Raw genomic sequence first — 12,921 nt, forward strand, 5'->3', positions numbered from 1 at the left:
GTCATGCCTCCGTCTGCTGCGAGCGGTGCGCGCCCGCTTGACTGAGGGGCAGGCGCAGGGTGAAACAGGTGCCCTGGCCCGGGGTGGAGTGCACCTCCATCTGCCCCTTGTGGTTGTTGGTGATGATGAAGTACGACACCGACAGCCCCAGGCCCGTACCCTGGCCGATCTCCTTGGTGGTGAAGAACGGCTCGAAAGTGCGCTTGCGCACCGACTCGGGCATGCCCACGCCGTTGTCTTCCACCTGGATCTCGGCCCACGGGGGATTGAGCCGTGTGCGCAACACGATGCGCCCCGGCTCGCTGGGCGCCGGGCGCTGGTGAATGGCCTGGGCGGCGTTCTTCAGCAGGTTGAGCAACACCTGCTCCAGTTCGTTCGCCGTGCACGGTACTGGCCCCAACTCGGGATCGAACTGGCGGACGATGGCCTGGCCTTTGAAGTCGAAGCCGCCGGTCAGGTCAAAGTCGTTGCCGGCAATTTCCAGCGCTTGGTCGATCAGGGCGGGCAGGTCGCAGGGCGCCAGTTGTCGATCGCTGCGGCGGCTGAAACTGAGCATGTGGGTGACGATCTTCGCTGCGCGCGCGCCTGCCTGACGAATACCTTCGAGCAGTTGCGGCACCTCGCGGCTGTCCAGGTAGCGGTTGACGGTAGCCAGTTCGATGCCCAACTCCTCGGCCTGCTGCTGATTGCGCGGCAACTCCGGCGACAATCGCCGGCGGATGTTCTGCACGTTGTGCAGGATCGCGCCAAGCGGGTTGTTGATCTCGTGCGCCATGCCCGCCGCCAGACCGCCCACCGAGAGCATCTTTTCCGATTGCACCATCATTTCCTCCAGCGACAGGCGCTGGGTGATGTCGTCGATTCGGATTACCACGCCGCGTCCGCCGCCGCCGGTCAGGGGATAGAAGGTCAGGGCGTAGTGGCGCGGCTCGTCGTCCTTGGGCCAGGTGACCCGGTCGATCTTGGCCACCCGGTGCTTCTGCACGGTGTCCTTGAGTTGCGGCAGGAACGGCTTGAGTGGCTCGAAGGCGATGAAGATCGGCTGGTTCAGCGCCTGGTGCAGCGGCGTGCCGGAGAGCGCCGTGGCCTCCTGGTTCCACTGGGTGACATAGAGCTGCTCGTCGAGGGCGATAAGCGCCGAAGGCATGGAGTCGATGATGCTGTTGAGGTAGTTCTGAAAGCCGGTGAGCTTCTTCTCGATCTTGCTGCGCACCTGCACTTCCAGCTCCAGCTTGCGGTTGGTGTGGCGGGTCTCCTCAGCCAGGCCCTGAGCTTGGTCATAGGCCGACTGGAACTCGTCGCGGGCACGCTTGAGCTGGTCTTCGCGCGCCTCGATGCGCGACAGCATGGTATTGAAGGCTGCGGCCAGGCTGCCGATCTCGTCGTCGTTGCCGCGCTGGGCGCGCAGGGCGTAGCTCTCTTCGCGGGTGACCTGGCGCGACAACTCTTCCAGACGGTTGATCGGCTGGGTGATCAAGCGTTTGATCTGCCGGGCGATGACCAGCCACAGCAGCACGCTGAATACCAGGATCGCCAGGCTCGCCGACAGGGTGCCGGTGTAGAAGGCCATCGGCAGCTCGCTGCTGGCCACCAGCAGCAGGTGCGCGGGCGGGTTGCCGGGGCGCGGCAGGGCGATCAACTGGGTATTGCGAAATTCGGTCAGGCGCCAGCCGTCGATGTTGCGGTAGCGCTTGGGCAGGCTCAACGGTTGGCCATGCTGGAGCTGGGCGAGCAGCTTGCCATCGCTGCCGTAGACAACTGCGGCGCGCAGTGGCGTGTAGCTGTCCAATTCCTTGAGCAGGGCATGGGCGTCCTCTGCGGATTCGCTGGCCTGCGCCGAAAGCTGTGGATTGGCCACCAGGCGGCCGATGGTCTGCAGGGCTTGCGGTCCCATGCTGTCCTGGGTGATCCAGTAGGCGGCGCTGATGAAGGCCAGGTTGGCTACCAGCAGAATGGTCACCAAAAGCACCAGCAGCGCGGCCAGCAATTTCTGCCCGACCGGGAGGTTTTCCAGGCGTTGGCGCAAGGTCATGGCAAGGTCCGTGTGGAAGGGTGGGCGACGTCAGTCGCAGGGCAGGTTGCGCGCCTGCAGCTTATCGACCAGCCGCTGGTGCAGGCGTTCCAGGGCTGGTGTCGCCACGGCATGGCGCTTGGCGACACGGCAGACGTACCCGAGCAGGTAGTGCACCTCGGTGCGGCGTCCGGCCTGCACGTCCTGGTACATGGAAGAATAGTTGGCGGCGGTGGCCAGGATCACCCGCTGCACATCCTCAGCCAGATCCTGCGCGGCCTGGGGTTGGCCGGCCTGTTCGAGCAACTCGCCGAGCTCCCGGCACAGAGTGTCGATTTGGTCCAGGTGCCCGAGCAGGCCGCCGTTGGCGCAGTCGTGCAGCACTGTCAGCGGGTTGATCGCGCAGTTCAGGGCCAGCTTGCGCCACAGGCGAGTGAGGATGTCCACGGTCCACTCGGCGGGGATGCCGGCGTCTTGCAGGTCGACGAACCAGTCCGGTTGGGCTGGATTCAGCGGGTCGCCCAGCCAGTTGAAGCCTTGGCCGGCGAAGCGCACCTGCCAGTCCTGCTCACGGTACGCGCCCTCGGTGCTGGAAGCGAAAATGCAACGCGCCTGGGGGACCAGCGCCGCCACCTCGTCCTGGCTGCCCAGGCCGTTCTGCAACAGGATCAACTGCGCGTCGTTCGCCAGCCGAGGGGCGATGCAGGCGACGGCAGCCGCAGCGTCATACGCTTTGCAGGCCACCAGCGCACGATGGATCGGGCCGCTGTCGTCGCAACACTGCGCGGGAATGGCGAACGAGGTGGTCTGCTGCGCTTCGACCAGCGTCAGCCCACCGGCGGCCCGGTAGGCGGCCAGGCGCTGGTGGTCGCGCAGCAGCAACTGAACGGCTTTGCCCGCCCGCGCCAGGCGGCAGGCCCAGAGGCTACCGAGGCTGCCGGCGCCGAGAATGTGCCAGGTGCTGCTCATCTGCGTTTCGCAACCCGTTATAATGAGCGGGCATTTTAACCGTCAAACCCGACGCGCTCCATCTTCGCATCGAGCGCGCTTTTTTATGGAGAACACCCATGCCGTCGTTCGACGTGGTATCGGAACTGGACAAGCACGAAGTGAAGAACGCGGTCGACAACGCTATCAAGGATCTGGACCGCCGCTACGACCTCAAGGGCAAGGGCACCTTCGAGTTCAAGGACAAAGATCAGACCATACTGCTGACTGCTGAGGAGGAGTTCCAGCTCGAGGCCATGCTGGAGATCCTCCGCTTGGCACTGGTCAAGCGCAAGATCGACGTGAAGTGCCTGGAAACCCAAGACCCCTACGCCTCCGGCAAGGAGAAGAAGCAGGAAGCCAAGTTCCGCGAGGGCATCGACAAGGACCTGGCGAAAAAGATCGTCGCCACCATCAAGGATGCCAAGCTCAAGGTCCAGGCCGCCATTCAGGGCGAGCAGGTCCGCATCACCGGCAAGAAGCGTGACGACCTGCAGGAAGCCATTGCCCTGCTGCGCACCAAGGAATTCGAGATGCCGTTGCAGTACAACAACTTCCGCGATTGATCAGGCTTTTCCCAGGAACCCGATGGCGGCATGAGCGGTCCATCGGTTCCGGGCCGCTGGACGCACGGCGGCCTGCTTCATTCAAGACCTGCCGTCAGGCATTCAGGAGAAGAACATGGATTTGAACGCCGAAGTCGACCAACTGGTTCGCCAGTCCCAGACTTGGATTCCCTTGATCATGGCCTACGGCAGCCGCCTGTTGCTGGCGCTGCTCACACTCGCCATCGGCTGGTGGGTCACCAGCAAGATCAGTGACCGCCTGGGACGGCTGGTGGGCTTGCGCGTCGCCGATCCGGCCTTGCAGGGTTTCATTCGCACCCTGGCCAATATCGCCTTGAAAGTGATGCTGGCGATCAGCGTGGCGTCAATGATCGGCATCGAAACCACCTCGTTCGTCGCTGCCATGGGGGGTGCGGTACTGGCCATCGGCCTGGCGCTGCAGGGCAGCCTGGCGAACTTCGCCGGCGGCGTGCTGATCCTGCTGTTCAGACCGTTCCGCATCGGCGACTGGATCGAAGCCCAGGGCGTCAGCGGCACCGTCGACAGCATCCAGATCTTCCATACCGTGCTGCGCACCGGTGACAACAAGACGGTGATCCTGCCCAACGGCAGCCTGTCCAACGGCATCATCACCAACACCAACCGCCAGCCGACGCGCAAGGTGGTGTTCGATGTCGGCGTCGATTACGAAGCCGACCTGCAGAAAGCGCGCAATGTGTTGCTGGAGCTGGCCAAGGATCCGCGCGTACTGGCCGATCCTGCGCCGGTGGCGGTGGTGTCGAACCTGGGCGATAGTTCGATCACCGTTTCGCTGCGCCTGTGGACCAAGACCTCCGACTACTGGGACATGATGTTCATGCTCAACGAGCAGGCCCGTGACCGACTCAAGGCCGAAGGCATCGACATCCCGTTCCCGCAGCGGGTGATTCGCGTGGTGCAGGAGGCGGCTGCGCAATAAGCGCGTCTCCAGCGCCGGCGCGTAGCCGGCTTCGCAGCGGCACGAGGCCGCGCTTGCAGGGAATCTTCCCCAGCAAGCGCGGCCTTTTGCCGTCTCAGCAGGGTCAGCGAATCGCACCTTTACACTTGCTCACAACACTGGCCCGCCGTTTATGGCATATAGCCTGGCCCTCCCTTGGCCTTGCCGCGATACCCCACCATGAAACCACTGCTGTATATCACCCCTCTGCGCGCGCTGCTCTTCGGCCTCACCCTGGCGCTGTTCGAGTTGCTCACCTACCTGGCCAGCGACGCCGTGATGCCGGCCATGCCGGTGGTGGTCGACCACCTGCAGGCCAGTCCCGAGTTCATTCCCCATGCGCTGAACCTCTACCTGCTCGGCGGCGTGCTGCTACAGTGGCTGATCGGACCCTTGGCCGACCGCTATGGCCGTCGCCCGCTGCTGCTAGGTGGCTGCATGTTCTTCGGCATTGCCTGCCTGGCGGCCTTCTGGGTCCAGGACATTGGTCTGTTCAACCTGCTGCGCCTGCTGCAGGGCATCGGCCTGGGCTTCGTGGTGACGGTGAGTTATCCGGCGCTGAACGAAGCCTTCAGCGAGGCGGACGCGGTGCGGATGATGGCGCTGCTGGCCAACATCGCCCTGCTATCGCCGTTGCTCGGACCGCTGGTCGGCACCTTGCTGCTGCAATGGCTGGACTGGCGCTGGCTGTTCGTGGCCTTCGCCGTCGGTGCCTTGCTGTGCTGGGGATTGTTGTACCGGCTGATGCCCGAAACCCTGGGCGTGGAACGTCGCGATGGCTCGCGCCTGGCATTCACGCCGATCCATCTGCTGCCGCTGCTGGCCGGCTACGGGCAACTGCTGAAGAACCGTCAGTTCGTTGCTGGCAGCGCGGCATTGGGTCTGGTGGGGCTGCCACTGATTGGCTGGATCGGCTTGTCGCCGGTGCTGCTGATCCATGACGAAGGGCTCAGCACTCTGGATTACGCCCTGTGGCAATTGCCGGTGTTCGGCGGGTTGATCCTGGGCAATCTGATCATCAACCGGATTGCCGACCGTTACCCGCTACCCGCGTTGGTGCGCGGTGCGCTGTGGCCTTACCTGGCGGGTCTGGGGTTGCTGGTGCTGGCGACCTGGCTGCGACCGACGGTGATCAGCGTGGTGGCCGGCATGTCGCTGTACGCATTGGGCCTGGGTGTGGCCAACGCGGTGCTGTACCGTATGACGCTGTTTGCCAGCGAGCAGAGCAAGGGGCTGGTCTCGGCCATGCTGGGCATGATCACCATCGCCCTGCTGGGGCTCGGCGGCGCGTTGCTGGCGATGATCGGCGCTGGCGCCAGCTTGCTGCACTTCGCGCTGGCGGCGGGGATCGCCGGTGCACTGGCGATCTGGCCGCTGTGGTTCATCGTTGGCGGGCGGGGCGGGGAAGGGGTCGTCGCGGGTTGAGGCGCGCGTGAATCGATCGCTGCTGTGCGGCGCCGCGCCTGCCGGGGCCGGCGCGGCGATCGATCAGGGCTGCTCGCTCGTCTGGGTTTGCGCCTCGACCTGCTTGCCGCGTTTGATCTCCTGATGCCAGTGCAGGGCAATCAGGATCAGCGTCGGCACGCCCAGCAGGGCTGTGATGATGAAGAAGTTGTGGTAACCGAACTTCTCCACCATCACGCCCGAGTAGCCGCCGATCAGGCGTGGCAGCAGCAGCATGATCGAGCTCAGCAGCGCGTATTGGGTGGCAGAGAACTTCAGGTTGGTCAGGCTCGACAGGTAGGCGACGAAAGCCGAGGTGGCCATCCCTGAGCTGAAGTTGTCCAGCGAGATGGTCACCACCAGCATCTCCAGGTTCGGCCCCATGTCGGCCAACATCACGAACAGGATGTTGGTGGCCGCCGAGGCGATGCCGCCGATGAACAGGATCGGCAAGATGCCGAAGCGCACGATCAGCAGCCCGCCGACGCCAGCACCCACCAAGGTCATGATCAGGCCGAAGATCTTGCTCACGCTGGCGATCTGATCCTTAGTGAAGCCCATGTCGATGTAGAACACGTTGGCCATCACGCCCATTACCGTGTCCGACATTCGATAGGTAGCGATCAGCCCCAGCAACAGCAGGGCCTGCCAGCGATAGCGGACAATGAAGTCGTTGACCGGCGTCAGCACCGGCGCCAGGCCACGCCGGCCCATGGACGACAGACAGGCCCAGGTCAGCAGCGCGTACAGGATCAGGCGCAGGAAGGCACGGTCTTCGCGCAGCAGGTCGAGCATCGTCGCATTGCCGAACACCACGCTGGCCCAGTCGGTGTTGAACATCTGGGTGAAGCTTGCCGGTACCGACACCAACAGGATGATCAGCACGAACACCGAGGCCAACTGGTGCATCAGGCCATAGCGCGCGGCCGACAGTTGGGTGCGCAGCGGCACCGCCGGTTCGCGCATCACCAAGGTGGTGAACAGCGCGGGCAGCATGAGCACGCCGAACAGGACATAGGTGCCGGTCCAGGCTTTGTGCAGATAACTGAAACCGGTGGAGCCGAACCACTCGGCGAAGAACAGGGCGCCTGCGGTGGCCAGCAGTGCAGCGACCCGATAGCCAGCCATGTAGCTGGCCGCCAAGGCGGCCTGGCGCTGGTCGTCGGCGATTTCCAGGCGGTAGGCATCGACGGCGATGTCCTGGGTGGCCGAGGCGAACGCCACCAGCACCGCCAGGGCAATCAGCCAAGACAGGTGCTTCTGCGGGTCGCACAGGCCCATGCCCATCAACCCCACCACCACCAGCACTTGTGACAGCAACAACCAGGAGCGACGTCGGCCCATGCCGCCCAGTACCGGCAGACGCCATTGGTCCAGCAGCGGTGACCAGACCCACTTGAAGGCATAGGCCAGACCGATCAGGCTGGCGTAGCCGATGGTTTCGCGGGCGACTCCCGCTTCGCGCAGCCACACCGAGAGCGTGGAAAACACCAGCATGTAGGGCAGGCCAGCGGCAAAGCCGAGCAACAACAGCACCAGCGTTGACGGGCTGGCATAGGCAGCGAGCGCAGCGCGCCAGGTTTTACGGGGCATGGGCCAACATCTGCCTCAAATTTGCGAAAACAAAGCGCGCACTCTAACCGCTGTGCTCCATCGGGCGCCAGCCATGGCGCGACATATCCACGCGATTGTTGGCGACATTCACGCCCTCTGCGCGCAGCCTGGCGCGCTGCTCGTCGCCAGAGGGGGTGCCCGGTGCCAGGCTCAGTCGTCCGCCGGCGCCCAGCACACGGTGCCAGGGAAGGCGAGTGTCGCTCGGCAACTGGCCCAAGGTACGCCCGACCCAGCGCGCCGCTCGCCCCAGACCGGCCATTTCCGCCAACTGGCCGTAGCTGACCACCTTGCCTGCGGGCACTTGATCGAGCACCACATAGAGTGCCGTTCGTCGGACTTGAGGGTCGCCATTGTGCGGAATCGATTGTTCCAACATCAGGCTATCCCTGGGTTGGGAAGGAAAGCACCCAAATGAATGAGCGAAATGAGAATTGAACTCGTAGGCATAGGTCTGGTCTTTCCTTGCTCCGATCTCGGGTATCTGGATAATGCCCGACGTTTCCAGTCAATCGAACGCAAATTTGCCTATGTATTCTAGAGCCCTGCTGTGCCTCTTCGCCGCTTCCCTTTCAGCGCCCGTCCTCGCCGATACCGTTTGGATGAAAAACGGTGACCGCCTGACCGGCAAGATCAAGGTCTTCGATGGCGGCAAATTGCTACTGCAGACGCCTTATGGCGGCAACATTGCCTTGGACTGGAAGCAGATCAAAACCCTGGAAAGCGACCAGGAGTTGCTGGTCAAGCAGGATGCCGAGACCGGCGAGAAAGCCAAGTCGCTCAAGCCTGCCGAGTCCGGCAAAGTGATCCTGGCCAACGGCGAGGCGCCCAAGACCGTCGAGCTCGCCAGCATCGAGCAGATCATGAAGCCGCGCCCGCTGGTGGAAGACTTCATGTGGAAGGGCAACGTCGACCTGGCGCTGGACTACAAGCGCGCCGAGAAGAACACCGATGACTACGACATCGACTTCAAGACCACCGCCCGCCACGGCCGCTGGCGGCACACCGCCGAAGGCGAGTACAACCGCGAAACCAAGGACGACGTGACCACCACCAACAACTGGAGCGCCGAGTACGCGCTGGACCGCTTCCTCACCGAGAAGTGGTTCTGGCAGGGTCGCCTGGAGTACAAGCGCGACATGATCGAAGACTTGGCGCGCCAGCGCACGGTCGGTACCGGCCCGGGCTATCAGTTCTGGGACAACGAACTGGGCGCCTTCTCGCTCGGAACGCTGATCAACCGCACCGACTACGAGTACAGCGATGGCGGCAAGGACAACTTCTATTCCGCCGCCGTGAAGTGGGATTACAACCGCTACCTGATCGGCAAGAGGGTCGAGTTCTTCACCAACGGCGAACTCGGCAAGCCGATCGGTTCGGTGGCCGATTACTCGCTGGATGCCGAGGTGGGCCTGCGCTACAAGGTCACCGACTGGGCCTCCCTCAACCTCAAGGCCGAGAAAGACTTGATCCGCGGCACCCGCGACAGCGACCTGGACAAGACCCGCTACACCGCAGGCTTCGGCGTCGCCTGGTAAGGCAGCGGCGAGCCACAAGCGGCAAGAAGAGTGGTGGGGGGGCCGCCGAGGCACGTCCCACGCTTGCTTTTTCTTGCCGCTTGTAGCTAATAGCTTGCAGCTGCTTCCCGTAGCTGCCCGCCAAGGAGACCCGCTGTGAGTACCCACGCCATTCGACCCGCTCGGGAGCTGCTGCTCAAGGAATACCGCGGCGTGCTGTCGACCCTGTCCAAATCCATGCCCGGCTTTCCCTTCGGTTCGGTGGTGCCTTATTGCCTCGATGAGCAAGGGCGGCCGCTGCTCTTGATCAGCCGCATTGCCCAGCACACCCATAACCTGCAGCAAGACCCCAAGTGCTCGCTGCTGGTGGGCGAGCGCGAGGCCGAGGATGTGCAGGCCGTGGGGCGCCTGACGGTGATGGCCGAGGCGCGCAAGCTGGTCGAGTCTGCAGCCATCGAGGCTGCTGCCGACCGCTACTACCGCTACTTCCCCGATGCCAGCGACTACCACAAGGCCCACGACTTCGATTTCTGGGTGCTGGAGCCGGTGCGTCACCGCTACATCGGTGGCTTTGGCGCCATTCACTGGCTCGATCAGGTGACAATGGCCAACCCCTTCGCCGGCGCGGTCGAGGCCAGCATGATTGCGCACATGAACAGCGACCATGCCAGCGCCATCGCACATTATGTCGAGCTCTGTGGTCTGCCGCGCCGTGTGCCTGCCGAACTGGTCGGCATCGACAGCGAAGGGCTGCACCTGCGCATCGGCCATGCGGTCCATTGGCTGGCGTTTCCCAGCATTTGCAATACGCCGACACAAGTACGCGAAGCCTTGGTTTTGCTGGCGCGTGCTGACCGCTGGCCGGTTTACGAAATGAATCGGGGTTGAAATCCGCAGCATCGGCATCCATCTGATGGTCTTACTGGAAGGTTCACTTCCGTCGAGGAATCCTTGATGCGTGCTTTTCTATTGCTGTTCCTGATTTTTCCGGTGCTGGAGTTGTTCGTCTTCGTCAAAGTCAGCGCCGCGATTGGCTTCTTCCCAGCCTTGTTGCTGATCGTTGCCGGCTCGGCCCTGGGGCTGCTGGTGATGCGCATCGCGGGCCTGGCCACGGCGCTGCGTGCCCGTGAGAGCCTGCAGCGTGGCGAGTTGCCTGCCGAAGACATGTTCCAGGGCATGATGCTGGCGGTCGGTGGTGGCTTGCTGCTGCTGCCGGGTTTCATCAGCGACGTGCTGGGTCTGCTGTGCTTGCTGCCCTTCACTCGCCATCTGGCGGCGCGCAAACTGCGCCAGCGTGCCGAGGCCCAGGCCACCCGCCAGCGTGCGTTCCAGGATGACCCGCTGCATGGGCAGCCGCGTGATGGCGGTCATCGCCCCAATGTCATCGAGGGCGAGTACGAGCGCCGCGATCAGTAACCAGGCCCCTGTCTAGCAAGCCCGTGCCATTTCGGTGGCGCGGGCTTGTTCATTTATAGGCGGCTGGGAGAAAAAAATTTCCAGCTTCACCCTTGTAATCGAACTGCGCGGCCTCATGTAGTGGTCACCGCAAGGTTTCTGGTGGCGACACCAGACATGACATGCGGGGCTCGCCCGGTGCGGGCCCCCACCGGCAACGCCGGATAGCTCAACCCGCCGGTGTCACACCGGCCGATGAAAACCACACATTAGGAGAGATCGACAATGAAGCTTCGTCCTCTGCATGACCGCGTCGTCATCCGTCGCAGCGAAGAAGAATCGAAAACCGCTGGCGGTATCGTCCTGCCAGGTTCGGCCGCTGAAAAACCCAACCGTGGCGAAGTCGTCGCCGTCGGCACCGGTCGTGTCCTGGATAACGGCGAAGTGCGCGCGCTGGCCGTGAAAGTGGGTGACAAAGTGGTTTTCGGCCCGTACTCGGGCAGCAACACCGTGAAAGTCGATGGCGAAGACCTGCTGGTCATGGCCGAGAACGAAATCCTGGCCGTCATCGAAGGCTGATTTCCCCGACTTCCCGTTACTCCACAGAATTCCAAGGATTAAACGATCATGGCTGCTAAAGACGTAAAATTCGGCGATTCCGCTCGCAAGAAAATGCTCGTTGGTGTCAACGTTCTGGCTGACGCGGTAAAAGCGACCCTCGGCCCGAAAGGCCGCAACGTGGTCCTGGCCAAGAGCTTCGGTGCACCGACCATCACCAAAGACGGTGTTTCGGTCGCCAAGGAAATCGAACTGAAAGACGCCTTCGAGAACATGGGCGCGCAACTGGTCAAGGAAGTCGCTTCCAAGGCCAACGATGCGGCCGGTGACGGCACCACCACCGCCACCGTCCTGGCCCAGGCCATCGTCAACGAAGGCCTGAAGGCTGTCGCTGCCGGCATGAACCCGATGGACCTCAAGCGCGGTATCGACAAGGCCACTTCCGCTGTCGTCGCCGAGCTGAAGAACCTGTCCAAGCCGTGCGCCGATTCCAAGGCCATCGCCCAGGTCGGCACCATCTCCGCCAACTCCGACAACTCCATCGGTGAAATCATCGCCGAAGCCATGGAAAAAGTCGGCAAGGAAGGCGTGATCACTGTCGAAGAAGGTTCGGGTCTGGAAAACGAACTGTCCGTCGTCGAAGGCATGCAGTTCGACCGTGGCTACCTGTCGCCGTACTTCGTCAACAAGCCTGACACCATGGTCGCCGAGCTGGACAGCCCGCTGCTGCTGCTGGTCGACAAGAAGATCTCGAACATCCGTGAACTGCTGCCGGTTCTGGAAGCCGTGGCCAAAGCGGGTCGTCCGCTGCTGATCGTTGCCGAAGACGTTGAAGGCGAAGCACTGGCTACCCTGGTGGTCAACAACATGCGCGGCATCGTCAAGGTCGCTGCGGTCAAGGCCCCAGGCTTCGGCGACCGTCGCAAGGCCATGCTGCAGGACATCGCTGTCCTGACTGGCGGCCAGGTCATCTCCGAAGAAATCGGCCTGTCGCTGGAAACCGCTACCCTGGAGCACCTGGGTAACGCCAAGCGCGTGATCCTGTCCAAGGAAAACACCACCATCATCGACGGTGCGGGTGTAGACGGCGACATCGAAGCACGCGTCAAGCAAATCCGTGCGCAGATCGAAGAGACCTCGTCCGACTACGATCGTGAGAAGCTGCAAGAGCGTCTGGCCAAGCTGGCCGGCGGTGTTGCCGTGATCAAGGTCGGTGCTGGCACCGAAGTCGAAATGAAAGAGAAGAAGGCCCGTGTCGAAGACGCCCTGCACGCTACCCGTGCTGCCGTCGAAGAAGGCGTGGTGCCTGGCGGCGGTGTTGCCCTGGTTCGCGCCTTGGCTGCGATCGCCGACCTGAAAGGTGACAACGAAGACCAGAACGTTGGTATCGCACTGCTGCGTCGCGCTGTCGAAGCTCCGCTGCGTCAGATCACCGCTAACGCCGGTGACGAGCCGAGCGTGGTGGCCGACAAGGTCAAGCAGGGTTCGGGTAACTACGGCTACAACGCTGCGACTGGCGAGTACGGCGACATGATCGAGATGGGTATTCTGGATCCTGCCAAGGTGACTCGTTCGGCCCTGCAAGCGGCTGCTTCGATCGGTGGTCTGATGATCACTACCGAGGCGATGGTTGCTGATCTGCCGGAAGACAAGCCGGCCGGTGGTGGCATGCCGGATATGGGTGGCATGGGTGGTATGGGCGGCATGATGTAAGGTCCTCCCCACCTTGCTGTAAACGAAGAGCCCCGCCTTGTGTGGGGCTTTTTCGTTTTCTCTGGTTGAGGGATTTCTGGGAGGTGGTTTTGGGTGAATATCCGGATTTTTTGGTGAGGCTTAGTCACCTTTTCGCCCTTACGG

The 12,921-nt window shown here is 62.9% G+C and carries 12 protein-coding genes; 8 read left to right on the forward strand and 4 right to left on the reverse strand.

Translation table 11 applies throughout. From position 1 onward, the window contains the following. Position 1 precedes the first annotated feature (1 nt). Positions 2 to 2,032, reverse strand: coding sequence for an ATP-binding protein (locus ACK2SD_RS05730; protein WP_412461591.1), 2,031 nt, complete (start codon positions 2,030 to 2,032; stop codon positions 2 to 4). A 30-nt stretch (positions 2,033 to 2,062) separates the two neighbouring features. Further along, on the reverse strand, positions 2,063 to 2,980 hold the full coding sequence (locus ACK2SD_RS05735; RefSeq protein ID WP_412461592.1) for a putative 2-dehydropantoate 2-reductase: 918 nt from the start codon (positions 2,978 to 2,980) through the stop codon (positions 2,063 to 2,065). A gap of 98 nt (positions 2,981 to 3,078) precedes the next feature. On the opposite strand from ACK2SD_RS05735, the gene ACK2SD_RS05740 reads away from it, so the two are divergent. From ACK2SD_RS05740 to ACK2SD_RS05750, 3 genes are all read left to right on the forward strand, one after another. Continuing rightward, positions 3,079 to 3,564: a YajQ family cyclic di-GMP-binding protein gene (locus ACK2SD_RS05740; RefSeq protein ID WP_039579816.1), complete on the forward strand. Its 486-nt coding sequence runs from the start codon at positions 3,079 to 3,081 to the stop codon at positions 3,562 to 3,564. Positions 3,565 to 3,679: 115 nt separating this feature from the next. Next, positions 3,680 to 4,522, forward strand: a complete 843-nt coding sequence (locus ACK2SD_RS05745) for a mechanosensitive ion channel family protein (RefSeq protein WP_295481178.1) — start codon at positions 3,680 to 3,682, stop codon at positions 4,520 to 4,522. Positions 4,523 to 4,720: 198 nt separating this feature from the next. Continuing rightward, complete coding sequence (locus tag ACK2SD_RS05750; RefSeq protein ID WP_412461593.1) at positions 4,721 to 5,965, forward strand: MFS transporter; 1,245 nt, start codon at positions 4,721 to 4,723, stop codon at positions 5,963 to 5,965. Between the two features lie 63 nt (positions 5,966 to 6,028). Here the strand turns inward: ACK2SD_RS05750 and ACK2SD_RS05755 are convergent, their stop codons facing one another. Beyond that, a complete protein-coding gene (locus ACK2SD_RS05755) occupies positions 6,029 to 7,576 on the reverse strand; it encodes an AmpG family muropeptide MFS transporter (RefSeq protein WP_039579807.1) in 1,548 nt (515 codons plus the stop codon). A gap of 43 nt (positions 7,577 to 7,619) precedes the next feature. Then, positions 7,620 to 7,973 carry an MGMT family protein gene (locus tag ACK2SD_RS05760; RefSeq protein ID WP_029614819.1) on the reverse strand — a complete coding sequence of 118 codons (354 nt, stop codon included), beginning with the start codon at positions 7,971 to 7,973 and terminating at the stop codon, positions 7,620 to 7,622. Between the two features lie 151 nt (positions 7,974 to 8,124). On the opposite strand from ACK2SD_RS05760, the gene ACK2SD_RS05765 reads away from it, so the two are divergent. The 5 genes from ACK2SD_RS05765 (at position 8,125) to groL (ending at position 12,777) form a co-directional block, all read left to right on the forward strand. Next, positions 8,125 to 9,132, forward strand: coding sequence for a DUF481 domain-containing protein (locus tag ACK2SD_RS05765; protein WP_412462272.1), 1,008 nt, complete (start codon positions 8,125 to 8,127; stop codon positions 9,130 to 9,132). Between the two features lie 135 nt (positions 9,133 to 9,267). Then, on the forward strand, positions 9,268 to 9,999 hold the full coding sequence (locus ACK2SD_RS05770) for a DUF2470 domain-containing protein (RefSeq protein ID WP_029614821.1): 732 nt from the start codon (positions 9,268 to 9,270) through the stop codon (positions 9,997 to 9,999). A 66-nt stretch (positions 10,000 to 10,065) separates the two neighbouring features. Next, complete coding sequence (locus ACK2SD_RS05775) at positions 10,066 to 10,527, forward strand: FxsA family protein (protein ID WP_029614822.1); 462 nt, start codon at positions 10,066 to 10,068, stop codon at positions 10,525 to 10,527. A gap of 264 nt (positions 10,528 to 10,791) precedes the next feature. Beyond that, a complete protein-coding gene (locus ACK2SD_RS05780) occupies positions 10,792 to 11,085 on the forward strand; it encodes a co-chaperone GroES (protein WP_029614823.1) in 294 nt (97 codons plus the stop codon). Positions 11,086 to 11,133: 48 nt separating this feature from the next. Further along, positions 11,134 to 12,777, forward strand: coding sequence for a chaperonin GroEL (groL, locus tag ACK2SD_RS05785; RefSeq protein ID WP_029614824.1), 1,644 nt, complete (start codon positions 11,134 to 11,136; stop codon positions 12,775 to 12,777). Positions 12,778 to 12,921: the final 144 nt, after the last annotated feature.

This window comes from Pseudomonas sp. SC11, from assembly GCF_047039205.1.
Lineage (GTDB): Bacteria > Pseudomonadota > Gammaproteobacteria > Pseudomonadales > Pseudomonadaceae > Aquipseudomonas > Aquipseudomonas boreofloridensis.